The organism is Segniliparus sp. (assembly GCF_051660745.1).
Lineage (GTDB): Bacteria > Actinomycetota > Actinomycetes > Mycobacteriales > Mycobacteriaceae > Segniliparus.
Genome location: NZ_JBOFQF010000042.1, coordinates 281651 through 306294 on the forward strand (window position 1 = coordinate 281651; position 24644 = coordinate 306294).

Genomic DNA, 24644 nt, shown 5'->3' on the forward strand with positions numbered 1-24644 from the left:
CTGAGCTAAACAATGGCCAAGCCCCCTGCTCTCGGCCCGGTCAGAACATCCGGCGGCGAGGTGCGGCTGCGCCCGGTCCGGCTGACCGACGCGCATCTGTGGAGCCAGACGCGGATCGCGGACCAAGCGCACCTCGAACCATGGGAGCCCGGGCTCGGCCAGGGCTGGGAAAGCCGCCACCAAGCGCAGAACTGGCTCCCGCTGTGGCGGCAGCTGCGCGCGCAGACCAAAAAAGGCTTCGTGTACCCGATGGTCATCGAGGCCGACCGGGCGTACGCGGGCCAATTGACCATCGGCGGGGTGCAGCGGGGCGCGCTGCAGTCCGCGTGGCTCGGGTACTGGGTGGCCTCCCGCGCCTGCGGCGGCGGCGTCGCGACGGCCGCGACGGCATTGGCCGTGGACTGGTGCTTCTCCTCGCTGCGCCTGCACCGGATCGAGGCCACCGTGCGCGCGGAGAACCATGCGAGCAGGGCCGTCCTGCGCAAACTCGGCTTCCGCGAGGAGGGCCTCATCCGCGATTACCTCCGCGTGCAGGGCGAATGGCGCGACCACCTGCTGTACGGGCTCACCGCCCCGGAGGCCGGGGGCGGGATCGTCGCCCGCCTCGCCGGGGAGGGCAAGATCCTCGACGCGCCGCCCCGCCGCTAGAAGCCGTATCTCCGAGCCCCACCTGATCAGCCCGGACCCGGCGCGGCACCTCCCACTGCCCAACGAGCGGCGCTACCCTGAATCACACATGTGTCATTTATCTTCGACGTGAAGGAGCTGGGTCAGGTGTCAGTGCCCAATTCGATCCTCTCGGTGCTGCTCGTGGTGGTGTGGCTGTTCGTCCTCGTCCCCATGTTCGTCAACCGCCGCCCGAAGGTGATGACCGTGAGCCAGACAGCGCTCAACACACGCGTCCTCTTCCGGGGCGGGCTCGACAAGCTCAAGCACCGCATCCGCCCCGGTGTCGCGGGCGAAGCCCCGATCGAGCGCGAGGACGACGAGGAGGAGGGCAGCACTGCCCGCCGCCCCGTCGCGGAAGTCTTCGCGGACGAGCACGAGGACCTGGAAGCCGCCGACGAGGCCGAGTTCGTCGAGGACGCGGAGTTCGTGGAGAGCGATGGCCCGCCACGCCGGGCCCGTGAAGAAGAAGTCGTCGACGAGGCCGAGATCGTCGCCATCCGCGACGCGGACGACCGCTTCGAGGACCAGGACGACTTGTCCGAGCTGGAAGAGGAACGGCTTGAGCACGTCGCGCACCGGCTCGGCCGCGGCGGCTACAACCCGACCGCCGACGCCTCCGCCCGCGCGCAGCGCTACGCAGTCCGCCAGCGCATCGTGCTCGCCCTCTTGATCTCGTTCGTCGCCGCGACCGTGCTCGCCTTCGCAATGACTCCGTTGGTCTGGTACGCGGCAGGCGCGATCGCTGCAACGCTCGTCGGCTACCTCGCCTACCTGCGCCGCCAGGTCCGCATCGAGGAGCGGATCCGCGCCCGCCGAATGGCCCGTTTCGCCCGCAGCCAGAACCCGAGGCTGGATGTCGCGCCCGGCCCCCGCGCCGAGCGGCGCGGGCCGGAGCGCGCCGAGCAGACCGCGCGTCCCGTCAAGAAAGGCCGAGGCCCCCAGGTCGTGGCGATCGACGACGACGACCCCGATTTCGCGGACCTGCCCTCCCCCAGCCACGGCCTCCTCCGCCGCGCCTCGGGCGAATAGCCATCGGGCGCAGGAGACCAGGCTGACGGACGGATTTGACGACCGGGCATCCCTATCAGGTACACTGGTCAAGCTCTGACGGCAGTCAGGGCGCTGGGGCTGTAGCACAGTTGGTAGCGCGCTTCGTTCGCATCGAAGAGGTCAGGGGTTCGATTCCCCTCAGCTCCACAAAGAAGAGGCCAGGTCAGGAGAGTTCCTGACCTGGCCTCTGTCGTTTTCCGCAGACACAGGCGAGAAGTGGGCGCGCAGGTGCTCTCGCCAGCTTCGCCGAGCGCTTCGGAAAACCGCGATTCACCATAGGATAGGCACATGCCGAAGTGCTCTCCATCACATATTCGCCTGAACACCTGCGACCGCAGAGCGCAGCTGCTGCAGGTCGGACGAGACCTTCTCGGCGAACGCCCCGACGGCGAGCTGCGGATCGCCGATATCGCCGAAGCGGCCGGAGTGTCCGCAGGCCTCATCTACCAGTACTTCGGCAACAGGCACGCGTTCGTGGAGGAAGTCGTCCGACACGAACTGCAAGCGCTGTTCGACGCAGTCGCTCCCGATCCGACGACACCGCTGGAGACGCAGATGCCCGAGAAGGGCGAGAGGGTCCTCGACTATCTCGAAACCCATCGCAACGCGGTGCTCACCGTCCACTGGGCCCTGGCCCGCACCGACCCCGCGGTCCACGCCATCATCAAAGCCGCCCACCACAGGCTGCAGGGCCAACTGCTCGCCACGCTGTGGGCTGGACCAGGCCCGGCGCCCGGGCAACTGCGACTCGCAATCGCCGGCTGCGACGCGTACGTGACAGAGCTCTGCGTGCGCTGGATGGAGGACCCTGTGATCGACAAGACAGAATTACGCGACCTGTGCATTCGGTCTGTCCTCGCCATCTTCGCCTCGGCGCAACCGGTCTCGCCCTGAGCACGCGCCCCTCGTCTGGCCAGGAATCCCGGCGACCGCCGGGCGCTGCCTGAGCCAGAAACAGAGGACTCAGGGCAGGTCGGAGATTCTCCGACCTGCCCTGAGTTGTTTCCTGGTCGTTTCCTGCCGAGATCGGCGCGCGATGCTCACACAGCTTGCAGCTGGGGGTCCTCGTCCTCAGACCGGTCCTCGGCGCCCTGCTGTGGCTCCGCCTCGGCGGGGCCTTGGATTCGCCGAGGCACGAGGAGGACGAACGCGAGCAGCACTGCGCCGAGGCTGACGGCGGTCCAGGCCATATCGAGCCCGAGCCCGCCGCGCGACGCGGGGTGGATGAGGAGGTCGCCCAAGGTCGCGCCCAGTGGACGGCTGAGGATGAACGCAGCCCAGAACAGCGCCAGGCGCGAGATCGAAGTGAAGAAGTACAGCGCTGCGAGCACCGCGAGGGCTGCGGCGAAGAGCCAGGCGGCCCCGTCGTCCCCCAAGCCGGTGTTGGAGGCGAAGTCTCCGAGCGCCGTGCCCAAGGTCTGGGACAGGAGGATCGTGACCCAATAGAACGCCTCGGTCCTCGGCGAGGCGACTGTGGAGACCGCCACCGAGCCGGTCGCCTGCCGCCACAGGAAGAGCGAGGCGAGCGTCAGCAGCAAGAATCCGGACGAAGTTGCCCAGTACGGCCAGCCGAGCACGCGGTGCGGGTAGTCCGCCATCGCCGTGCCGACCGTCGTGCCCGCCGCGATGACCGCCCAGTACAGCAGCGGATGGAACCGTTTCGCCCCGATCTGCGCGGCGGCCACCGCGATGTAGACCGCTGCCAGCACCAATGTGCCGACCAGGTTGCCGAGCGAGCTCTTCGTCACCGCGTCGCCCGCGACCTCGCCGAACGTGGTCGAAATGATCTTCATGACCCAAAAGACCGCCGTCACCTTCGCGACCTTGGTCGCGTACTCCTTCACCGGCATAACCCTGCTCGATCCCTTCGCTGCGCGCATCCCGTCGGACGCGGTTCTTCGCCACCATACCGACGCCGCTCTGGGTTTTCGACAAGAGAGATATGGCCATTGGATGAACGGATCGGCGCTCTCGGGACAAAGACTCTCGGACAAAGACTCTCGGGACAAAGAATGGGACCCTGGCGACATTGTCGCCAGGGTCCCATTCTTTCTGAGACAGGCTCAGTTCTGAGACAGGCTCAGGGGTGGGCGCTGACGCCGCCCGCGCTCCCGCTGACACTGCCGCCGGTCACGCTGCCGCCGAAGCCGCCAGGGCCGCTGGCAGTCACGCTGCCGCCGCCGAAGCTGCCACTGGGGCCGGTGATGCTGCCGCCGGTCGGGCTGACGCTGGCGCCGCCAGCGGTGGCCGTTCCGGACGGGCCGGTCACCGAAGCGCCGCCGAGGCCGAGCGGACCGGTCACCGAGCCTGCGCCGGTGCTCACGCCCACGGACGGGCCCGTGATGCTGCTGCCAGTCGGGCTGACAGTCGCACCGCCGGTGGAGCCCACCGCGACCGGGCCGGTCACCGAGGCGCCCGAGCCGAGCGGACCGGACAGGGTTCCGCCGCCGGTGCTCACACCGGCCGACGGGCCGACAATGCTGCCGCCAGTCGGGGTGACAGCAGCAGCGCCGCCATTGACCACGCCGACCGGGCCGGTCACCGTGGCTCCGGTGCCGAGCGGACCGGTCACCGCGCCCGTGCCAGCGGCCACGCCAACAGCGGGGCCGCTGATGGTGGTGCCCGTCGTCGACACGGTGGCGCTGCCGCCGGTGGCCGCGCCGGACGGGCCGGTCGCACTGCCGCCCAAGCCGAGCGGACCGGAGAGGCCCACAGTCGGGCTGCTGAAACCGCCGGAAGGCCCATTCACTGTGAATGTCGGATCAGCCCCTGCCGCCGCGGCCAAACCGACCCCGGCGAAAGTCGCGAAACCGGCAATAGCCAGCGAACGCGGCAATAACGACGCGATGGCTGGCTTACGTGATCTGGTCATGATACTCCAATCTGCGCGGGAACAACTCTGGTCCCCGCAGGGTGAAAGGGCGGTCCGCGTCTGCAGTTACGCGAATTCGACCTTGCGGAATATTGTGGCGGCGGCATCCGGTTTCTTTGCTGCGATAAAGGCAAAGAATGGACATGCCGCCATCTCTTCAGTTATGGCTCTTCAGTTGTCGAATATCAGCTTTTCTATCGCGATCCTCGTTGACCTCGATCACTGATGAATTGGATATTAGTGCGCCCTACGAACGCCTGTCAATCTCCCGAAAAGGGGGCGTTTATTACGATTTGGACAAGGCTGGCACAACAAAAGGCAACAGCGAATCCCTCCCCTTTCATCGTCCGCGAAGACTCTGCGAAGACCCCGAGGGAGCCCGCTGGGACTCGTCGCTCGCCATACGCGGAGGAGCCATGGTCAAGATCATGGAAGACTCCAAAAAGACATATCTACCTGCATTTTTATTTTCCCACACAGTCCAATTCGACCCTCCCCCGTATCGTCCCGGGAGTCGCCGGGCCACTCGGCCGACGAGCCTGCTCGACAGTTTGCGCAAACGCACCATCTTTGAACGACAAGGCTCGGCGGGCAATATCGACATGGCCTTCTTTATGAAATTTTTACGCCGGAAAAACAGCCCTCCGCCGAGGCGAACTCATTGATGGGGACATTTTTCGAATGCTGTGTATTTGCTGCGGATTATCTGCGCGTCCACTGCCAATTCCGGCCATAGAATAATTCGTTGTAAAACGCTAAACAATAGATAGGGCGGGGAGTCTTCAGGAACTCACGAGTAACATATCGAGGCCGTGCGGACAAAGGATTATCATAGGATGATTGGAGAATCTCGGGGAAAAGAAATACCAGACATACGAGCCCCTCTCGCCATTCCCCTCGAATTCGCCGTAAAAGATCTTGTCCAGGGCAAACCTTGTCTTCGGCCTCGTGCCCGCGTGGTCTCTGCGCCGACGAGGCCCCGTCGGGCCCGCGCTTTCCTCATCCTGTGATTCATTTCCCCTACCTGCGAGAATGGGCCGATATCCCCGCCGCCCGGACCTGCTCGGCGGCTCGCTCGCCTAGCGTCCGTCGTAATTCTTTCGCGAAACCCCGCGAAACCCCATGGAGAGGACGTGACGGAGAGGACATGACAACAGCCGCGCCCGCGCGGGCCCTCCCCGCCGCCAAAGCGACAACCGGGACAGCTTTGGCAGGCGCAGACCTCGCCGGCATCCGGACGGTCCCGCGCCGCCATCCGATGCGATGGGTGCTCGCAGCGGGCGCGCTCGTCCTGTTCGCCCAGTTCGCCCATGGGCTGATCGTCAATCCGGGGTGGGACTGGCCGACGTTCGCCAAGTACTTCACGGCGACCTCGATCGCGCACGCGCTGTGGACGACGGTGCGGCTGACCGCCTGGGGCACGGCGCTCGGCTTCCTGCTCGGCGGGCTGTTGGCCGCCGCACGCCTCTCGGCGAACCCGGTGCTGGGCGTCCTCGCCTGGGGCTATGTCTGGCTGTTCCGGTCGATCCCCCTCATCGTGCAGATCCTTTTCTGGTTCAACATCTCCTACCTCTACAACAGCGTGGGCTTCGGCGTCCCCTTCGGCCCTGCGCTGTTCCACGTCGACGTCAACTCGACGATCAACGGCACGACCGCCGCCGTCGTCGCCCTCTCGCTGCACCAGGCGGCGTACGCGGCGGAAATCATCCGAGGCGGTATCGCTGCGGTCGACGCGGGCCAGCGCGAGGCGGCCGAGGCGCTCGGCGTCCCCAGGGTCCAGCAGACGCTGCGGATCGTGCTGCCGCAAGCGATGCGCGGCATCCTGCCCAACGCGGTCAACGAGATCGTCAACCTGTTCAAAGGGACCTCCATCGTGTCCGTCGTCGCCATCTCCGAGCTGTTCTACCAGGTCCAAATCATCTACGGGCGCAACGGGCGCGTCGTCCCGCTGCTCATGGTGGCGACGGTCTGGTACCTCGTGCTGACGACGCTGCTGACCATCGCGCAGCACTATGTCGAGCGGCACTTCGCCCGCAGCGTCGGACGCGCCAGCCCGGCTTCGCCGTGGCAGAAAGCCCGCGACCGATGGGCCGGGCTCGTGCGGGCGGCGCGGGCATGACGGCGGCGACGGCTCGCGCGCCCGCGCTCTCGGTCCGGGGCGTGCACAAGTCCTTCGGCGGCTCCGAGGTGCTGCGCGGCGTCGACCTCGACATCGCCGTCGGGGAAGTCGTCGCGATCCTCGGCCCCTCGGGCTCGGGCAAGTCGACGCTGCTGCGCGCGATCAACCACCTCGAACCCGTCGACCGGGGCCTGGTGCTGCTCGGCGGCGAGGTCGTCGGCTACCGCCTCCGGGGAGACAAGCTGCACGAGCTCTCCCACCGCGCGATCTTGCGGCAGCGCTCGCGCATCGGCTTCGTGTTCCAGGACTTCCGCCTGTTCGCCAATCTCACCGTGCTGGAGAACATCGTCCTCGCCCCGGTCTCGGCGCAGCGCCGCCGCCGCGCCGACGTAGTCCGGGAGGCCCGCGCCCTGCTCGGCCGGGTGGGGCTCGCGGACAAGGCGGACGTGTACCCGGCGCGGCTGTCCGGCGGGCAGCAGCAGCGCGTCGCCATTGCCCGCGCCTTGGCGCTCAAGCCCGAGGTGCTGTTGTTCGACGAGCCGACTTCGGCGCTCGACCCGGAGCTGGTCGGCGAGGTCCTCGCCGTGATCCGGGGCCTCGCCGAGGACGGCGCCACCTTGGTCGTCGTCACGCACGAGGTCGGCTTCGCCCGCGAGGCGGCGGACCGCGTCGTGTTCCTCGATGGCGGGATCGTCGTCGAGGAAGGCCCGCCCTCGCAGGTCCTCGACCGCCCCCAGCACCCTCGGACCCGCGCGTTCCTCGAATCCGTCCTCGCGGCTCCCCCGCCCTGACAGTCCCGCCCCGACAATCCCGCTCTGGCCAAGGAGGCCCATGTCTGCCATCGCCCGCCGCTCGCTCGCCGCGCTCGCCGCGCTCGCCGCCGTCTCCGGGCTTGCCGGGTGCGGCGAGCCGGAGGACGTCGTGACCGCCAAAAACCCCCACGCCTCCGCCGCGCCCGTCTTCGACGTCTCGCCGAAGCAGCCGAACCGGGTGCGCGCCGCCAAAGTCGACGCGATCGCCGCCGAGCTGCCGCAGGCCGTGCGCGACCGGGGCAGCATCACGGTGACCGGCAGCTCCGGCTCGTTGGCTCCGCTGCGGTTCTACGCCTCGGACAACAAGACGTTCATCGGCAACGAGATCGACATCGCGACGCTGATCGGCGACATCCTCGGCCTCAAGGTGGACTTCGTCGCCGGGGAATGGGCGCAGAACTTCGTCACAATCGACTCCGGCCAAGCCGACCTGTTCGTCTCCAACGTCACAGTGACCGAGGAGCGCAAGGACAAGTACGACTTCGCCACCTACCGCAAGGACGACGTGGCCTTCGAGGTCAAGCACGGCAGCGGGCGGGCCTTCGCCAAACGCCAGGACATCGCGGGCCTGAAAATCGGCGTCGACTCGGCGACCAACCAGGAGCAGCTGCTGGTGGAGTGGAACGCCAAGAACGTCGCGGAGGGCCTGGCCCCCGCCGAGCTCGTCTACTACCAGAAAGCAGGCGACTACTACCTCGCGCTCGCCAGCGGCCGCCTCGACGCCTACCTCGGGCCGAACCCGACGGTGCAGTACCACGCCGCCGTCGCGGGAGAGACGGATGTCGCCTGGGTGGTCTCGGGAGCCGGAGACGGGCTGCAGGGCTGGATCGCGGCACTGACCAAGAAGGGGAACGGGCTGGCGAAACCGGTCGCCGACGCGATCAACCACGCGATTGGGGACGGCAGCTACCAGCGGGTGCTCGACACGTGGGCCATCGGCAACGAGGCCGTGGCGAAGTCCGAGATCAACCCGCCCGGGCTGCCGAGGAAAACCGCATAGGCGGACGCACGGGGAGGCCTTCTCGGCGCGCGGCTAGAATTCCGCCATGCGATGCTCTCTTCGCCTCCTCGTCGGGGCGCTCTGCCTGTGCCTCGTCGTCTCCGGCTGCAGCAACCGCAAACGCGGCATCGGCGGCCACAACGTCACATACGAGATCACCGGCTCCGGGCTCAGCAGCAGAGTCAAGATCAACTACCTGGTCCATATGGACCAGCCCAAGGCCGGGAAGAAATACAACTCGCGGCGCGGCTCGGACTACGCCGCCCTCCCCTACACGAAAGACGTGACGCTCGGCGGCTTCTGGGACTACGCGCACATCTACGCGGGCGTCTCCTTGCCGAAAGACTCCCAAGCCACGCTCACCTGCACGATCAAGCACGACGGGGCCGTGGTGGCCACACAGACCAAGACGCACAGCGTGAGCTGCTCCGCCCCGAAGGGCGCGGCGGACGAGGACAACTGACGGTGGCGCGCAGGCCTGTGTCGCTCCTCGCCGCGAGCTGCCTCCTGCTCTCGGGCTGCCCCGCGCTCTCGGGCTGCACGACGCGCGGCCCGGAGGGCGACCCCGACGTCGTCTACGAGATCACCGAGGTCGGTTCGGGCGCAGTGTGGCTGCGCTACCTCGAAGCGGCCCAGCCCGGCGAGGACGGCAAGCTCCGGGGCGCCGAAGCCCACAAGAACGCGCAGCCGCCGTTCACGGCCGGAGTCCGCCTCGGCGAGGGGTGGACCCACGCCTGGATCGAGGCGAAAACGGAGCCGGTCGACCAGACCGTCAAGCTCCACTGCGTGCTCAAGCACAACGGCGTGGTCCTCACCGAGGGCGACGGCATGGGCTTCGTCTCGTGCCGCGCCCACTCGAACGGCGCGCCGCCACCGCAGCCTGCGCCGTCCGCCTGACGGCGCCTGCGCTGCTCAGTCCTTCTTCTTGCCCTCGTCGCCGCCGATGGTGAGCGCGGCGATGAACGCCTCCTGCGGGACCTCGACCCGCCCGATGGTCTTCATCCGCTTCTTGCCCTCTTTCTGCTTCTCCAAGAGCTTGCGCTTGCGGGTGATATCGCCGCCGTAGCATTTCGCGAGCACGTCTTTGCGGATCGCGCGGATGTTCTCGCGGGCGATGATCTTCGCGCCGATAGCGGCCTGGATCGGGACCTCGAACTGCTGGCGCGGGATGAGCTCGCGCAGCCTGACGGTCATCCTGGCCCCGTACGCCTGCGCCGCGTCCTTGTGCACGATCGCCGAGAACGCGTCCACGGCCTCGCCCTGCAGCAAGATGTCCACCTTCACCAGGTCCGACTCCCATTCCCCCGACCGCTCGTAGTCCAGGCTGGCGTACCCACGGGTGCGGGACTTCAGCTCGTCGAAGAAGTCGAAGATGATCTCGCCCATCGGCATCTGGTAGACGAACTCCAGCCGGGTCGGCGAGAGATAGTCCATGCTCGTCAGCTCGCCGCGCCGGGATTGGCACAGCTCCATGATCGCGCCGGTGAACTCGTTCGGCGCGATGACGGTGCACCGCACGATGGGCTCGAAGACCCGCGCGACCTTCGCGGTCGGCCATTCCGCCGGGTTGGTCACGGTCGCCTCGGACCCGTTGTCGAGCTCCACCCGGTACACCACGGCCGGGGCGGTGGCGATGAGGTCGAGCCCGAACTCCCGCAGCAGCCGTTCCTTGGTGATCTCCATATGCAGCAGGCCGAGGAAGCCGCAGCGGAAGCCGAAGCCCAGCGCCACCGAGGTCTCCGGCTCGAATGTCAGGGCCGCGTCGTTGAGCTGCAGCTTCTCGATGGCCTCGCGCAGGTTCGGATAGTCCGAGCCGTCGATCGGGTACAGGCCGGAGAAGACCATCGGCCTCGGCTCGCGGTAGCCTGCCAGCGCCTCGGTCGCCCCGTGCCGGGCGCTCGTCACGGTGTCGCCGACCTTGGACTGGCGCACATCCTTCACGCCGGTGATGAGGTAGCCGACCTCGCCGACCCCGAGCCCCGCGCAGGCCTTGGGCTCCGGGGAGACGATCCCGACCTCCAACAGCTCGTGCTGCGCCCTGGTGGAGACCATCTGGATGCGCTCGCGGGGGGTGATCTTCCCGTCCACCACACGCACATAGGTGACCACGCCCCGATAGGTGTCGAAGACGGAGTCGAAGATCATCGCGCGGGCGGGCGCGTCCGGGTCGCCTTTCGGCGCGGGCACGAGCCGCACCACCTCGTCGAGCAGCTCCTTCACGCCCTCGCCGGTCTTCCCGGAGACCGAGAGCACGTCCGAGGGGTCGCAGCCGAGGATATGGGCGATCTCGCCCGCGTGCAGCTCGGGCTCGGAGGCGGGCAGGTCGATCTTGCTCAGCACCGGGATGATCGTGAGGTCGCGGTCCATCGCGAGGTAGAGGTTCGCGAGGGTCTGGGCCTGGATGCCCTGCGTGGAGTCCACGAGGAGCACCGCGCCCTCGCAGGCCGCGAGCGCGCGGGAGACCTCGTAGGTGAAGTCGACGTGGCCGGGGGTGTCGATGAGGTGCAGCACGTGGTCCTCGCCGTCGACCTGCCACGGCAGCCGGACGTTCTGGGCCTTGATCGTGATGCCGCGCTCGCGCTCGATGTCCATCCGGTCGAGGTACTGGGCGCGCATATCACGATCCGAGACGACCCCGGTGAGCTGCAGCATCCGGTCGGCCAAGGTGGACTTGCCATGGTCGATGTGCGCGATCACGCAAAAGTTGCGGATGCGCGCGGGATCCGTGAACGTGGTGTCGGCGAAGGTTGGGATCGCAGTGTCCTTTAGCGTTCGGTCAGTTGTGCGGGCGCAGGCGCGCCAGAGCGGCCGCGCCTGCGCGACCGTGTCGACGCACCATCATCTCACGAGGACTCGTGCGGCTGCGAATCCTCGGCCTCATCAGTGGTTTCCTGCTCCGATTGCGCGAGTTCGGCGGCAGTCGTCTCGTCCAGAACCTCGCCGACGGGCTCCTCCGCCTCGTCCACGGCGGGCTCCTCGTCATCCTCGTCCGCCGCCAGGGCGGCAGGCCGGGGCGCGACGAGCTCCCGATACAGCAGCGCCCCCACATACGCCCCGATCAGCGGGAAGAGCATCAGGACCGGCAGCGCCCGGAAGGCCGCCGCGTACCCGTTGAACACCACGTCGGGCAGGCTGGCCGCCGGATAGATGGCGCTCTGCAGCCAGAACGTCGCGCCGACGGCGGCCCCGATCCAGCCCGCGGCCACGGGCTCCTGGCCGAACTTCGCCCTGGCCGCAAGCACTGCGGCCACCAAGAGCGCGGGCAGCAGGATCAGCAGCGGCCACGCGGCGGGGAACCACGGGACATGGTCCTGCCGCGCGCCCGCCAACGAGTCGACACTCCCCCGCAGGGCGGCGCGCGCGGCGTCGTCCAGCGGCGGGCGCAACGCCCACAGCAGGGCGAACGCGGCGAAACCAGCCGCGAACTGGACGATCAGATAGACCCAGGCCAGCGCCCCCCGGATTCGTCCGAGCAAACCTGCCGCAACAGTGACGACCGGGTTGAAATGGCCGCCCGAGACCGGGCCGAAGAGGAAGAACAACGTCGCGGCGGTCAGGCCCACCAGCACGGGGGCCGCGGGGCCGCTCGCCGAGGCGATCACCAATGTCAGGAAGAACGTGCCGAAGAACTCGGCCAGCACACGACGGGCGATCCCGCCGTCCGCGAGCTCGGGCCCTTCGTCCTCGACGGCTCCGTCCACGATGTCTTCGGCGAACTCCGCGTCTTCGGCGAGCTCCGCGTCCTCGTCGAGCTCCGCGCCTGCCTCGTCTTCGAGGAGGACGGCCTCTTCCTCGGCGATATCATGATCTGTCACACACCCACCCTACCGCGAGAGCCGCGCCCGTCAGAGCCCTGTGCGGCCCGCCGACGAGCGGCCCCGCTCAGCGGACGAGTTCGAAGAGGCTGATACGCCGGTCGGTTTTCGCCTGGTACTCGGCGAAATTCGGGTTCGCCTCGATCAGCCGCGCCCAGACGCGGGCATGCTCCGCCTGCTCCAGCTCGCGCGCGACCGCCTCGACGGACTGGCCTTTGACCTCGACCTTCACCTGTGGATTCGCCCGCAAGTTGTAGACCCAGGCCGGGTGTTTCTTGTTCCCCCAGAACGAGCCGACCAGGAACCAACGCCCGTCGACGTCCAAGTAGTAGAGCGGCGTCTGGCGCGGCTCGCCCGACTTCGCGCCGACGGTGTGCAGCACCAAGAACTGCTCCGCGCCCGCGTAGAGCCCCTCGACGACCACGCCGCCGTGCTCGCGCAGCTGCGCCACCACGTCATCGTTGAACGCCGCCAACTCGGCCCGGCTCCCGAAGACGGTCCGCCCATGCCCGATCTGTTCTGCACTGCTCACAATGCCTATCCTCGCACCAGCTCGATGACCGGGATGAGCCGGCTCGTGTTCTTCTGGTACTCGGCGAAGCCGGGAGACCGTTCCACGAGCGCCGCCCAGATCTCCTCGCGCTCCGCTCCGGCGAGCTCCTGCGCGGTCACCTCGAACTCCGCCACCGCGCCGCCTGCGGGCACTTCGACCCGCGCCTTCGGATTGGCCCGAAGGTTGTGCACCCACGCCGGAGCTGTGGGACTGCCGCCGTAGGAGCCGACGAGGAACCACCTGCCGTCGACGTCCAAGCGGTAGAGCGGATTGGTCCTCGGCTCGCCCGACTTCGCGCCGACAGAGCGCAGGACGAGCAGCGGCATGCCCGCGTACCGCCCGCCGACTTCGCCGCCGTTCGCGCGGAACTCTTCGAGCACGCCGGGGTTCACCAGGTCCACCGCGCCGGGGTCGTACCACTTCTTGCCCTCCGGGAGGGTGTGGCGCAATTGTGCTTCGCTCGGCTCAGGCATACCTGGGCCAACCACGACGGCGGCGAGGCTTATTCCCCTTCGCGCGGCGCGATTGGAATGGCGGCCCCGCGAGACCCGCTAGCGCACCAGCTCGAAGAGCGGGATGACCCGGTCCGTGTTCGCCTGGTAGTCGGCGAACCCCGGAGCAACGGCGATCAACGCGCCCCAGACCGCGTCGCGATCCTGCTCGGGCAGCTCCCGCGCGACGACGTCGTAGGACTGCACCTTCCCGTCGACCCTGAGCTCGGCCTTCGCGGAAGGGTTCGCCCGAAGGTTGTGCACCCATGCCGGGCTCTTTGGCGCCCCGCCGAACGAGCCGACGACGTACCAGCGGCCTTCGTGGTCGAAGTAGAAGAGCGGGTTGGTCCTCGGCTCGCCCGACTTCGCCCCGAGCGTGTGCAGCAGCACGGTCGGCCCCGTGAAGGGGCCCTCCGTGACCAGGCCGTCGTTCGCGCGGAAGTTCTCGATGACGCCCGCGTTGAAGCCGTTGATGGCCTCCGCAGGGGCTTCGTACAGATTTCCCTGGGACTCTTGCTCGCTCATGGGGTTCTTCCTCTCAGGCTGTGGACATGGAGCTGCCTAGGGCAACCCCGGTCGCGCGTGCCCTTATTCCCAGCAGGTCAGCGCTGCTCCCAGCAGGTCAGCGCTGCTCCCAGCAGGTCAGCCCGCGAGCAGCCCCTTCGCGATGTGGGTCACCTGGATCTCGTTGCTGCCCGCGTAGATCATGAGCGACTTCGCGTCCCTTGCCAGCTGCTCGACCCGGTACTCGCGCATGTAGCCGTTGCCGCCGAAGAGCTGCACCGCCTCCATCGCGACCTCGGTCGCCGCCTGCGAGGAGTAGAGCTTCATCGCCGAGGCCTCCGCGAGCGAGGGCTGTTTGCCCTCGCGGGCCATCCCGATCGTCCGGAACACCATGTTCTCGACATTGATCCGCGCGACCTCCATCTGCGCCAGCTTGAGCTGGATGAGCTGGAAGCTGCCGATCTCCTGGCCCCACAGCTTGCGGGTGCGCGAGTACTCGACGCACAGCCGCAGGCATTCCTCGATGATGCCGAGCGAGAGCGACGCGATCCCGGTCCGCTCCGTCACGAAGTTCGAGCGGGCGCTGTCCCGCCCGTCGCCGGACTCGTGGTCCTCGGTCTCGCCGAGGAGGCGGTCTTTCGAGAGCCGCACGTCGGCGAAGAACAACTCCCCGGTCGGCGAGGAGTTCATGCCCATCTTCTTGAACGGCTTCGCCTGCACAAGGCCCTCCATGCCCGTGTCGAGCACGAAGGTGAGGACCTTGCGGGCGCGCCTGTCGATCCCCGAGCCGTCGTCCAGCTTGGCGTAGACCACGATGACGTCGGCGTCCGGGCCGTTGGTGATGAAGGTCTTCTGGCCGTTGAGGATGTAGTCCTCGCCGTCGCGGCGCACCGTGGTCTTCATCCCGCCGAACGCGTCGGAGCCGGAGTCGGGCTCGGTGATGGCCCACGCGGCGACTTTCTCCGCCGTCACCAGCTCCGGCAGCCACCGCTTCTGCTGCGCCAACGTCCCTTTGGCCATGATGGTCCCCGCGCCGAGGCCGAGGCTGACGCCCATGGAGGCGATCAGGCCGAGGCTCACGCCCGCCAGTTCTTTGGAGAGCACCGCCATGAGGCTGTCCTGGCCGTCCATGCCCAGACCGCCGTCGGCGGCTTTCTCGCGCTTCGGGGGCTCCTCGCCCCGCGCGAGGGCCGCTTCGCGCGCCGCCTTCTTCGCCAGCTGTTTCTCCAACGCCGTGGTCGCCATGTCGGCGATCCCGAAGTCCGCGAAGAGTTTGCGGATGATCGGGTACGGCTTGAGCTCGCCCGATTCGAGCTGGTCGCGCACTGGCTCGATCTCCTTCGCGATGAAATCGCGCACCGCGCCTTGGACCAAGAGGTCGGTTTCAGACCATTCGTGCATAGGTATTCCTTTCTCGAACACAAACCCCGGGCCCAGGGAGCCGGGTCACGCGAGGTGCTTCGCGATCAGCTCGACGCTCCACGGGCCGTCGGTCTCGTAGCTGTTGACTTCGTGCCAGCCCCCGAGCTCGGCGATGTAGCCGCCGCCGACCCGGAACACCTTGCCGGTGACCTCGCAGTCGGCAGTGGCCAAATACGCCACGAGCGGCGAGATGTTCGCCGGGGAGAACCCGTCGAACTCGCCGTCCGGGACCTCTTCGCCGAAGATCGCGCCCATGCCCGGCGTGGCGAGGGTGAGCCGGGTGCGGGCCATCGGGGCGATGGCGTTGGACCGCACGCCGTATCGGGCGAGCTCGCTCGCCGCGACATTGGAGAGCGCGGCGATGGCCGCCTTCGCGGCTCCGTAGTTGGCCTGGCCGTCGTTGGGCAGGGTCACCCCGGAGTCCGAGGCCGTGTTCACGACCGAGGCGTTCGGCTGGCGGCCCGCCTTGTGCTCTTCCTTCCAGTAGGCGGCGGCGTGGCGCAAAACGTTGAAGTGCCCCTTGAGGTGCACCGCGATGACGGCGTCCCACTGGGGCTCGGCCAGGCTCGCGATGAAGCCGTCGCGCAGGATGCCCGCGTTGTTGACGACGACGTCGAGCCTGCCGAAGTCCCGGACCGCCTGGTCGACGAGGTCTTTCGCCCCGTCCCATTCGGCGATGTTGTTCGTGTTCGCCGAGGCCTCGCCGCCGAGCGCGACGATCTCTTTGACGACTTCTGCCGCAGGCCCGGAGTCTTCTCCGGTGCCGTCGTTCGAACCGCCGAGGTCGTTGACCACGACCTTCGCGCCTTCCTTCGCGAACAACAGCGCGTGCTCGCGGCCGATGCCCCGGCCCGCTCCGGTGATCACGGCGACGCGGCCGTCCAATGCGCCCATGCTTCCTCGACTCCTTTAGTCCGCGATCTCGACGAGACCGTCTTTGATGACCACGTCGTCGCCGACCTTGGTCTCGTACACATAGCTCGTGGCCCCGTCCGCAGAGCCCGACCGCCACAACGTGGTCTCGATGTCCTGGCCCGGCAGCACCGGTTTCGCGAACCGGACCGCGAGCCGTTTGAGCCGCTCGGTCTTGCCGTCGGCCAACGAGGCCAGCGCCGCCCACGAGGTGAACGCGAGCGTGCACAAACCGTGCGCGATGATCCCGGGCAGGCCCGCGTCCCTCGCCACCTCTTCGTCCAGATGGATCGGCATCGGGTCGCCCGACGCCTCGCTGTAGCGGTAGGTCTGGTCCTGGTCCACGTGCGCGGAGACCTTGGCCGCAGGATCGCTCGCGCGCAGCGCGTCGGGGAATTTGTGCTCCGGCGAGAGCACCCCTTTTTGCTCCGGGTTGGTGAACTTGCGGACGAAGAAGGTCACGTACTGCTCGTTGACCAGCTCGCCGCCCTCCAACCTGGTCTCGATGAGGGTGACGCCCCGGCTGCCGTTCTCCAGCCCGTCGAACCCGATCATCTTCGAGCGGGTGACCAGCACGTCGCCCGGATAGATCGGCCGGTGGAACCGGAAGTCCTGCTCGCCGTGCAGCACGAGGCCGAACAGCTCCAGCGGGACCACTTCGAGCACCGGGCCGGTCATGTTCTCGAAGACCGGGACGATGGCGAAGACCGGCGGCGCGACCTCGCCCGCGCGGTGCGCTGGGATCGGGTCGTTCGTCGCCTCGGCGTATTTGACGATCGCCTCGCGAGTCACCTCGTACCGGGACTCCTCGGACCATTTTTCGAGCCCGTCGGCGTCGAATCGGAGCGCTTCCGTCTGCGTTGACATCAGGCGGCCGCCGCTCAGGCGCTCAGGAACTCGGTGAGCTTGGCGACCGAGGCCTCGAGGTCCTTCAGCCCGGCCCGTTCGACGGCTTTGGCGAGCGGGCCCTTGATGATATTGCCGCTGAACTCGCTGCCGAGGGTGACTTTGGTCCCGTCGCCCTCGGGGGCCAGCGAGATGGTGGTCGTGGTCTTGACCCCGGCCATGCCGACGCCCGAGCTCTTGAACAGCTTGTTCGGCTCGAATTCCTCGACGGTCCAGGTGATGGTGTTCGCCATGCCCATCATGGTGATGACCTCCGCGTACTGGGCGCCCTTCGACAGCTGCTCCGGGACGTCGCCCTTCCACTTGGTGTGGATGGTCATCCACTTGTCGTAGTCGTCGAGGTTGGTGATCCCGGCCCAGACCTTCTCCGGGGGGAGGGGGATGGTCGATGTCGCTTCGATGCTGCCCATAGGGGTGCTCTCCTTTTGATCTTTCTTCGTGTTTTCGCGGGGTTGGCAGGTCTGTGGTTCGCGGGGCTCAGCGGACGGCGCGCTGGTAGGCGGTGACGACCGCCGCCCCGCCGAGGCCGATGTTGTGCTGCAGGGCGGCGGCCACGCCGTCGACTTGGCGTTTGTCCGCGTCGCCGCGCAGCTGCCAGGTGAGCTCGGCGCATTGGGCGAGCCCGGTCGCGCCGAGCGGATGGCCCTTGGAGATGAGCCCGCCGGAGGGGTTCACCACCCACTTGCCGCCGTAGGTGGTCTCGCCCAAGTCGACCAGCTTGCCGCCCTCGCCCTCGGCGCACAGGCCGAGCGCCTCGTAGGTCAACAGCTCGTTCGCCGAGAAACAGTCGTGCAGCTCGACGACCTGGAAGTCGTCCGGCCCCAGCCCCGACTGGTCGTAGACCCGCTGCGCGGCCTGCTTGGACATGTCGAAGCCGACGATGTTCTTCGCGGTGCCGTCGTACGTGGACTGGAAGTCGGTGGTGAGCGATTGCCCGACGATCTCGACCGCGCGGCCCGCGAGGCCGTGCCGGTCCACGAAGTCCTCGCTCGCGAGGATCGCCGCCGCCGAGCCGTCCGAGGTCGGCGAGCACTGCAATTTCGTGAGCGGGTCGTAGATCATCTTGGCGGCGAGGACGTCGTCGAGCGAGTACTCGTCCCGGAACTGGGAGTTGGGGTTGTTCACCGAATGGCGGTGGTTCTTCTCGCCGATCTTGGCGAACTGCTCGGCGGTGGTGCCGTAGAGCTTCATGTGCTCTCGTCCGGCGGCTCCGAACATCCAGGGCGCGACGGGGAAGGCCAGGTCGTACAGCGCGTCGAGCGCCTCAAGGTGCTTTTCCATCGGCTGCGCCCGGTCCGTGAACGTCGCGCCGAGCGAGCCCGGCTGCATCTTCTCGAAGCCGAGCGCCAGCACGCAGTCCGCGAGCCCGCCCCGGATCTGCTGCGCGGCGAGGAACAGCGCGGTCGAGCCCGTCGAGCAGTTGTTGTTGACGTTGACGACGGGGACGCCGGTCAGGCCGAGCTGGTACACCGCCCGTTGGCCCGCCGTGGACTCGCCGTAGACGTATCCGACGTACGCCCCCTCGACCTGGTCGTAGGCAATCCCGGCGTCCGCGAGCGCGGCGGTGCCCGACTCGAACGCCATGTCGGGGTAGTCCCAATCCTCGCGCCGTCCCGGTTTCTCGAACTTCGTCATCCCGACGCCGATCACGAAAACCTTTTCGCCCTTGCGTGTCCGAGCCTTGCCTGTCGTCACCGTCTTCCGCCTTTCGTCTCGCCCGCCGCACAGTCTCTAACGCTGTTATGCCGGTGGTGCCATGAACCATATCACGGATCAAGTCGATGATAACAATGTGATGTTGCATGCGCCATAGCGATGGCTCACACGCGACTTGGCCAGAAAGCCAAAAAGCCCCGCCGAGGTGGTCTTCCTCGGCGGGGCTTGGATCAGATTTTATGCGTCCACGAGCGACGCGTGCGGGCCGAAAAGCTCGTACCGGACGTCCTCGGCGGGGATCCCCTTGGCCGTCAACGCCGCGACGACGTACGCCATGAACGGTTTCGGCCCGCACACGAACGCGATCGAGCCGGGGGCGACGTCGACGGCCCCGAAGTCCATCAGGCCCGACAGCACGCCCTCCCGCGAACGGTCGGCGCTCTGGTACCACGTCTGAAGCCGCCCGACGGGCAGCCGGTCGACAAGGCAGGCGAGCTCCGCGCGGTAGGCGTGGGCAGCAGGCGCCCGGTCCGCGTGCAGCACCGTCGTCGCACGCTTCGAGCGCTCGGCGACGAGATGGTGGAGCATGCCGAGGATCGGCGTGCAGCCGATGCCCGCCGACACCAGCACCACAGGCCGGTCGGAGCCGTCGAGGACGAGGTCGCCGGCCGGAATAGAGGCCCGGAGCACATCGCCCTCGAAGACGTGCTCGTAGAGGTGGCCGGACACCTCGCCGTCCGGCGCGCCGTCCTCGCCCTTGATCCGCTTCACCCCGATGCGCCAGTTGCCCGGGACCTGGCCCCGAGAGAGGCTGTACTGCCGGATCTGGCGCGCCCCGTCGGGCAGCGCCACCTGCACCGAGACGTACTGCCCCGGCAGGAAGCCGGGCAGCTCCCCGGCGAGGGCCGCGAGCTCAAGGCTGATCACGTCCGCCGACTCGAACGCGCGCGAGACCACGCGGACCTCGCGCCACACTTCGCCGGGGGCGACCCGCGCCGCCTCGTACAGCGCCCGCTCCCTGCCGATCAGCTCGTCCGCCATGAGCCAGTACAGCTCGGTCCAGGCCGAGGCGACCTCCGGGGTGACGGCTTCGCCGAGCACCGAGGCGATCGCCGCGAAAAGATGCTCGTGCACGACCGGGTACAACTCCGCCACGACGCCGAGCGAGGCGTGCTTGTTCGCGATCCGGTCGAGCACGGCGCCATAGCGCTCCTCGTCGCCCTCAAGGACGAGGCCCGCGAACGCCACAATGGAGCCTGCGAGCGCGCGAGGCTGGCCGCCCTGCGCCTGGTTGCCCCGGTTGAACAAGTCTCGGAGCAGCTCGGGATGGGCGGCGAAGAGCTTTTGGTAGAAGAGCGACGTGATCTCGTCGAGCGCGCCGCCCACCGCCGGGGCCGTCTGCCGGACCACCTCCAGGGCCTGCGCGGACAGGCCTCCTCTTGCTTTGTCGGACAATGCGGCCTCGGGCAGGGTTTCCTCGGGCAGGGACATCAGTTTCCTTTCTCTCGCCCCACGGCGAGCACGAGCTCCCGCAGGATCGGTTCCGTCGGGGTGCGGACCATGTCCGCGACTGTGGAGCGGTCCAAAACCTGGAAGAACGCCTCCTGCGCCTGGCGCAGCGCCCCCCGCAGGCGGCAGCCATGGCGCAGCGGGCACGGGTTCTCCCCCTCGCACTCCACGACTTCGCCCGCGCCCTCCAACCGTCGGGCGATCCAGCCGATCGTCTGGCCCGCCCCGAGCTCAGTGAGCCGGACGCCGCCCGAGCGCCCCCTGGCGGACTCGACGACGCCGAGGCCCGCCAGCCGGGCGACGACCTTGGCCGCATGGGTGTACGGCACGCGCATCTGCTCCGCGACCTGCGCGGTGGACAGCTGCCGCCCCTCCGGCGCGACGGCGAGCAACATCGTGATCCGAAGGCCTAAGTCGGTGAACCGGGTGAGCTGCATAGCTTCAGCATCTCAAATTGGTATTTAAAATGCAATATTTACGACACGTGTCACAACCGGACCAGACATGGGGATTCGGGGAAGCCCCGATCGATGAGGCGCAAGGCGTCGCCGGAGGCGCAGAACGCTCGCCCTTGCGAAGCGGGCGAGCCGCAAACCGACGTGGCGCACGGGCACAGCGAGGAACGAGCCCGGGGACGCCTCCCGCTCGCGGGAGACAATGTGGCAGATCGCCACACGGACCTCAGAGCTCAGGCCAGGCGGGTGATCTCGACATGCACGTCGAGGTCGGTGGCGACGCCGCCGGTGTAGATGCCCTTGATCGGAGGCACGTCGGCGTAGTCCCGCCCCTGGCCGACCGCGATATGGCGCTCGGTGATCGGCGCGCCCGACACCGGGTCGAAGCCGCGCCACGCGCCGTACCAGGCCTCGAACCACGCCCAGGTGCGCCCCTCCACCACGTCGCCGATTTTGGCCTTCGCGTCGGGGTGCACGTACCCGGTCACGTACCGGGCGGGGACGCCGAGGCCGCGCAGCAGCGCGAGCGACACGTGCGCGAGGTCCCGGTGCGTGCCCCTGCCCGCGTTCACCGCGTCGACCGCCGTGGCATGGGCGCCCGAGCTGTAGGGGACGAACTCGAACTCGCCCTTCACCCACTCGGCGACGGCTTGCACCGTCTCCTCCGGCGAGAGGTCCTGCTTGCGCAGCCGCCGCGCGACGCCCAAGAGCGGGCGGTGGTTCGGGACCAGCTCCGTGTAGCCGAGGTACTCGTAGTAGCGGTCGGTCACCCGTGGCGAGGCCAGCTTGTCCCAATTCAGCGGCTTCTCGACCTCGCCGTCGAGCTCGGTCTCCACAACGGCGGTGCCGACGATCTCCAGCTTCGAATGCGGGGCGTGCAGGTCGAAGGCGGTGACGAACGTGCCCCAGTAGTCCGAGTACCGGTAGTACCGGGTCGCCGGGTTCGTCGTCACGCGGCCGACGATGGCGTTCTGCCGGGAGTCGTTGCGGGGGTTGATCCGCACCTCGTTGAACGAGGCGCGCACCGGGAAGTTGTAGGCGTATCCCAGCGTGTGGACGACGCGCAGTCTCCAGCTCATCGGACGGCTCCCGTCTCAGATTCCAAGTCCTCGCCGGCTCGCCCGATCGCGCGGACGTCGCTCCACAGCATGTACGGCTCCACCGTGAAGTACCGCTCGGCGACGGCTTCGCCGGTCTCCAGGCAGGCCGCCTGCACCCGCGACAGGCGGGCATAGAGGTCGTCGACAAGGTCGGAGGCACGGGTGTACTCAAGGTCGCTCCGCGCGCCGCCGATGATCCGGCGCGCCTCGTTCTGCGAGCCGACCCGCGAGTACAAGTCCCCCCGGTCCAGCTCGGCGAGGCATTCCTCCGCGCAGCGCAGCGAGTAGAACACCGACCGGGGGAAGAGGCGGTCGAGGACGAGGAACTCCACGACCGACGTGGAGTTGAGCACGCCCCGGTAGGTGCGCAAGTAGGTGTCGTGGGCGCCCGCCGCCCGCAGCACCGAGACCCAGGAGGCGTCCGAGCGGTCGCCGGAGCCGACCAGCAGCAGGCGGATGATCATGTCGATCCGCTCGATGTGCTTGCCCAAAATGAGGAACAGGTACCCGTCGTCCCGCGAGAGCGTGGAGTCCACGAGGCCGGAGAAGAGGGCCGATCGGTTCTCCACGTAGGAGAAGAACTCGTGCGGGCCGAGCCTGCGGGCCAGTTTCTCGCTGTCCGCGATGCCGTTGTAGGTGGTGTTCAGGCACTCCCACATCTCGGTGGAGGTGACCTCGCGGGCGCCCCTCGCGTTCTCCCTCGCCCGGTAGAGCGCATCCGCGATGGAGTCGCCGCCCTCCCGGTTGAACGCCACGAGCTCGGTCATCGACCAGACGTTGAGCTCCGCGTCCTCGGGCGGGGTGAAGCCGAGGATCCGCAGGATGGCGCGGGCCTGCTGGTCGGCGTCCGCCGTCGCGTCCTCCAGGAGCTGGTGCACGCCGACGTCGAGGATCCGAGCCGTGTCGTCGGCCCGTTCAACGTAGCGGCCGATCCAGAACAACGACTCAGCGTTGCGCGCCAGCATCATGCGACACCACCGTTCCCGCACGCGCGACGAGCCGTCGACCCGCTCGACACAGTGCCAGCCTGATCCAGAAACAACGACTCAGCGTTGCGCGCCAGCATCATGAGACGACCTCTGTCTTCGGCTGGGCGCGGTTGCCGAGCACCCACGTGTCCTTGCTGCCGCCGCCCTGGCTGGAGTTCACCACGAGCGAGCCCTCCTTGAGGGCGACCCGCGTGAGGCCGCCGGGCAGCACCCACACGTTCTCGCCGTCGTTGACGGCGAACGGGCGCAGGTCCACGTGCCGGGGGGCGACTTTGTCGCCGATCTTGGTCGGCACCGTGGACAGCTGCATCACCGGCTGCGCGATCCAGTCGCGGGGGTTGGCGCGGATCTTGCGCGCCATGGCCGCGAGCTCCTTCTCCGACGCGTCCGGGCCGAAGACGATGCCGTAGCCGCCCGAGCCCTCGACCGGCTTGAGCACCAGCTCGTTGATCCGGTCGAGCGTCTCCTCGAGCTCGGCGGGGATCCAGCAGCGGAGCGTGTCCACGTTCGCGACCAGCGGCTTCTCGCCGAGGTAGTACTCGATCATGGTCGGCACGTAGGTGTAGACCAGCTTGTCGTCCCCGACGCCGTTGCCGACCGCCGAGGAGATGACGACGTTCCCGGCCCTCGCCGCGTTCACGATGCCCGCGACGCCGAGGAGGGACTCCGGCTTGAACTGCAACGGGTCGAGGTACTCGTCGTCGATCCGCCGGTAGATGACGTCGACCTGGACCTCGCCCTCGGTCGTGCGCATGTAGACGATGTTGTCGCGGCAGAACAAGTCGCGCCCCTCGACCAGCTCGACGCCCATCTGCCGGGCCAAGAGCGAGTGCTCGAAGTGCGCGGAGTTCGCCACCCCGGGGGTGAGCACCACGACGGTCGGGTCGTCCTCGTTGGTGGCTGCCGCCGCCCGCAGCGCGCGGAGCAGGTGCGCCGGGTAGTCGTCCACCGGGCGCACCCGGTGCGTCCCGAAGAGGTCCGGGAACACCCGGGTCATCGTGCGCCGGTTCTCCATCACGTAGCTCACCCCGGACGGGTTGCGCAGGTTGTCCTCCAGCACCCGGAAGGTCCCCTGGCCGTCGCGGATGATGTCGATCCCCGCGACGTGGATGCGCACGCCGTTGGGCGGGCGGATGCCCGCCGCCTGGCGGTGGAAATGCTGGCAGGAGAAGATCAACGAGCGCGGGATGACGCCGTCGCGCAGGATCTCCTGGTCGCCGTACACGTCGTCGAGGAACGCCTCAAGGGCCCGCACCCGCTGGGTGATCCCGCGCTCCAGCTTCGTCCACTCCGCCGCCGCGATGACGCGGGGGATGAGATCGAGCGGGAACGGGCGCTCCTGGCCCGAGAGGGAGAACGTGATGCCCTGGTTGATGAAGGCCCGGCCCAGCGCGTCCGCGCGCGCGGTGAGATCGTCGGAGTCCAACGGCTCCAGTGCCTGGAACACGCCACGGTACGGGGCGCGGGGGGTGCCGTCCTGCTCGAACATCTCGTCGAAGTTCTTCTCGAACCCAAGCGACTCCGTGTAGCCGTCGAACACCCCGGTCAGCTCAGCAACCAGCTGCGCGGCGCCCTTTCCGGGCTTGCCGCGCGAGTCTTGGCCCTGGGTCTGGGACTGCGAGCCCGCGCCCTGGGATTGCGATTGTGAAGAAGCCGATTTGGCCGGCCCTTTTTGGGAACTTGTGGTCGGACTCATGCTTGTTCGATTATGGCATATGGGCCTCACACTCGCGCGTCAAACTTTGCGAGGCGGCCCCGAACTGCACGATTGGCCCCGAACGGGCGGCGCGTGGTACGCTTTCTCGTCGCG

25 protein-coding genes, 1 tRNA gene and 1 pseudogene are annotated in these 24644 nt (G+C 68.0%); 10 read left to right on the forward strand and 17 right to left on the reverse strand.

Annotated elements, in window-relative coordinates; translation table 11 throughout:
• Window positions 1-12: 12 nt before the first annotated feature.
• The 4 genes from ACRC20_RS15635 to ACRC20_RS15650 all read left to right on the forward strand — a co-directional run bounded on the left by ACRC20_RS15635 (window position 13) and on the right by ACRC20_RS15650 (window position 2613).
• Window positions 13-648 (forward strand): GNAT family N-acetyltransferase, encoded by a 636-nt coding sequence (locus tag ACRC20_RS15635; protein ID WP_438687305.1) that lies wholly within the window; start codon window positions 13-15, stop codon window positions 646-648.
• A gap of 126 nt (window positions 649-774) precedes the next feature.
• A complete protein-coding gene (gene sepX / locus ACRC20_RS15640) occupies window positions 775-1698 on the forward strand; it encodes a divisome protein SepX/GlpR (protein ID WP_438687306.1) in 924 nt (307 codons plus the stop codon).
• Between the two features lie 95 nt (window positions 1699-1793).
• Window positions 1794-1866: transfer RNA gene (locus tag ACRC20_RS15645), tRNA-Ala, on the forward strand.
• Between the two features lie 141 nt (window positions 1867-2007).
• Window positions 2008-2613, forward strand: coding sequence for a TetR/AcrR family transcriptional regulator (locus ACRC20_RS15650; RefSeq protein WP_438687307.1), 606 nt, complete (start codon window positions 2008-2010; stop codon window positions 2611-2613).
• 146 nt (window positions 2614-2759) lie between these two features.
• Here the strand turns inward: ACRC20_RS15650 and ACRC20_RS15655 are convergent, their stop codons facing one another.
• Entirely contained in the window at window positions 2760-3569 is an 810-nt protein-coding gene (locus ACRC20_RS15655) for a COG4705 family protein (RefSeq protein ID WP_438687308.1), read from the reverse strand.
• Between the two features lie 230 nt (window positions 3570-3799).
• A complete protein-coding gene (locus tag ACRC20_RS15660; RefSeq protein ID WP_438687309.1) occupies window positions 3800-4432 on the reverse strand; it encodes a hypothetical protein in 633 nt (210 codons plus the stop codon).
• Between the two features lie 37 nt (window positions 4433-4469).
• Here ACRC20_RS15660 and ACRC20_RS15665 point away from each other — a divergent pair, with 37 nt between their 5' ends.
• The 6 genes from ACRC20_RS15665 (at window position 4470) to ACRC20_RS15690 (ending at window position 9419) form a co-directional block, all read left to right on the forward strand.
• Window positions 4470-4817, forward strand: a complete 348-nt coding sequence (locus ACRC20_RS15665) for a hypothetical protein (protein WP_438687310.1) — start codon at window positions 4470-4472, stop codon at window positions 4815-4817.
• Window positions 4818-5738: 921 nt separating this feature from the next.
• Window positions 5739-6710, forward strand: a complete 972-nt coding sequence (locus tag ACRC20_RS15670) for an amino acid ABC transporter permease (RefSeq protein WP_438687311.1) — start codon at window positions 5739-5741, stop codon at window positions 6708-6710.
• Window positions 6677-7501, forward strand: coding sequence for an amino acid ABC transporter ATP-binding protein (locus ACRC20_RS15675; protein ID WP_438687312.1), 825 nt, complete (start codon window positions 6677-6679; stop codon window positions 7499-7501). The genes ACRC20_RS15670 and ACRC20_RS15675 overlap by 34 nt, the downstream gene beginning before the upstream one ends.
• 40 nt (window positions 7502-7541) lie before the next feature.
• On the forward strand, window positions 7542-8522 hold the full coding sequence (locus ACRC20_RS15680) for a transporter substrate-binding domain-containing protein (protein ID WP_438687313.1): 981 nt from the start codon (window positions 7542-7544) through the stop codon (window positions 8520-8522).
• Between the two features lie 46 nt (window positions 8523-8568).
• Window positions 8569-8985 (forward strand): hypothetical protein, encoded by a 417-nt coding sequence (locus ACRC20_RS15685; RefSeq protein WP_438687314.1) that lies wholly within the window; start codon window positions 8569-8571, stop codon window positions 8983-8985.
• 2 nt (window positions 8986-8987) lie between these two features.
• Window positions 8988-9419: a hypothetical protein gene (locus ACRC20_RS15690; protein ID WP_438687315.1), complete on the forward strand. Its 432-nt coding sequence runs from the start codon at window positions 8988-8990 to the stop codon at window positions 9417-9419.
• A gap of 15 nt (window positions 9420-9434) precedes the next feature.
• Here the strand turns inward: ACRC20_RS15690 and lepA are convergent, their stop codons facing one another.
• The 15 genes and pseudogenes from lepA to ACRC20_RS15765 all read right to left on the reverse strand — a co-directional run.
• Complete coding sequence (gene lepA / locus ACRC20_RS15695) at window positions 9435-11276, reverse strand: translation elongation factor 4 (RefSeq protein ID WP_438687434.1); 1842 nt, start codon at window positions 11274-11276, stop codon at window positions 9435-9437.
• An 89-nt stretch (window positions 11277-11365) separates the two neighbouring features.
• Entirely contained in the window at window positions 11366-12337 is a 972-nt protein-coding gene (locus ACRC20_RS15700) for an aquaporin (protein WP_438687316.1), read from the reverse strand.
• Between the two features lie 67 nt (window positions 12338-12404).
• Window positions 12405-12869, reverse strand: a complete 465-nt coding sequence (locus ACRC20_RS15705; RefSeq protein WP_438687317.1) for a nitroreductase family deazaflavin-dependent oxidoreductase — start codon at window positions 12867-12869, stop codon at window positions 12405-12407.
• A 5-nt stretch (window positions 12870-12874) separates the two neighbouring features.
• A complete protein-coding gene (locus ACRC20_RS15710) occupies window positions 12875-13363 on the reverse strand; it encodes a nitroreductase family deazaflavin-dependent oxidoreductase (RefSeq protein ID WP_438687318.1) in 489 nt (162 codons plus the stop codon).
• Window positions 13364-13441: 78 nt separating this feature from the next.
• The gene (locus ACRC20_RS15715) at window positions 13442-13906 is read right to left on the reverse strand and encodes a nitroreductase family deazaflavin-dependent oxidoreductase (RefSeq protein ID WP_438687319.1); all 465 of its coding nucleotides are present in this window, start codon (window positions 13904-13906) and stop codon (window positions 13442-13444) included.
• Between the two features lie 117 nt (window positions 13907-14023).
• Window positions 14024-15286, reverse strand: a complete 1263-nt coding sequence (locus ACRC20_RS15720; RefSeq protein WP_438687320.1) for an acyl-CoA dehydrogenase family protein — start codon at window positions 15284-15286, stop codon at window positions 14024-14026.
• Between the two features lie 45 nt (window positions 15287-15331).
• The gene (locus ACRC20_RS15725; RefSeq protein ID WP_438687321.1) at window positions 15332-16201 is read right to left on the reverse strand and encodes an SDR family oxidoreductase; all 870 of its coding nucleotides are present in this window, start codon (window positions 16199-16201) and stop codon (window positions 15332-15334) included.
• A 15-nt stretch (window positions 16202-16216) separates the two neighbouring features.
• On the reverse strand, window positions 16217-17086 hold the full coding sequence (locus ACRC20_RS15730) for a MaoC/PaaZ C-terminal domain-containing protein (RefSeq protein WP_438687322.1): 870 nt from the start codon (window positions 17084-17086) through the stop codon (window positions 16217-16219).
• Between the two features lie 14 nt (window positions 17087-17100).
• Window positions 17101-17535, reverse strand: a complete 435-nt coding sequence (locus ACRC20_RS15735; RefSeq protein WP_438687323.1) for a type II toxin-antitoxin system Rv0910 family toxin — start codon at window positions 17533-17535, stop codon at window positions 17101-17103.
• Window positions 17536-17602: 67 nt separating this feature from the next.
• On the reverse strand, window positions 17603-18820 hold the full coding sequence (locus ACRC20_RS15740; protein WP_438687324.1) for a lipid-transfer protein: 1218 nt from the start codon (window positions 18818-18820) through the stop codon (window positions 17603-17605).
• A 198-nt stretch (window positions 18821-19018) separates the two neighbouring features.
• A complete protein-coding gene (locus ACRC20_RS15745; protein WP_438687325.1) occupies window positions 19019-20272 on the reverse strand; it encodes a globin domain-containing protein in 1254 nt (417 codons plus the stop codon).
• Window positions 20272-20727 (reverse strand): RrF2 family transcriptional regulator, encoded by a 456-nt coding sequence (locus ACRC20_RS15750; RefSeq protein WP_438687326.1) that lies wholly within the window; start codon window positions 20725-20727, stop codon window positions 20272-20274. Before ACRC20_RS15750 ends, ACRC20_RS15745 begins: the two co-directional genes overlap by 1 nt.
• Before the next feature lie 251 nt (window positions 20728-20978).
• Window positions 20979-21824, reverse strand: coding sequence for a transglutaminase family protein (locus ACRC20_RS15755; protein ID WP_438687327.1), 846 nt, complete (start codon window positions 21822-21824; stop codon window positions 20979-20981).
• Window positions 21821-22810 (reverse strand): alpha-E domain-containing protein, encoded by a 990-nt coding sequence (locus ACRC20_RS15760; RefSeq protein WP_438687435.1) that lies wholly within the window; start codon window positions 22808-22810, stop codon window positions 21821-21823. Before ACRC20_RS15760 ends, ACRC20_RS15755 begins: the two co-directional genes overlap by 4 nt.
• 127 nt (window positions 22811-22937) lie before the next feature.
• Window positions 22938-24530: pseudogene (locus ACRC20_RS15765) on the reverse strand (circularly permuted type 2 ATP-grasp protein); the annotation flags it as partial.
• Between the last annotated feature and the right edge of the window lie 114 nt (window positions 24531-24644).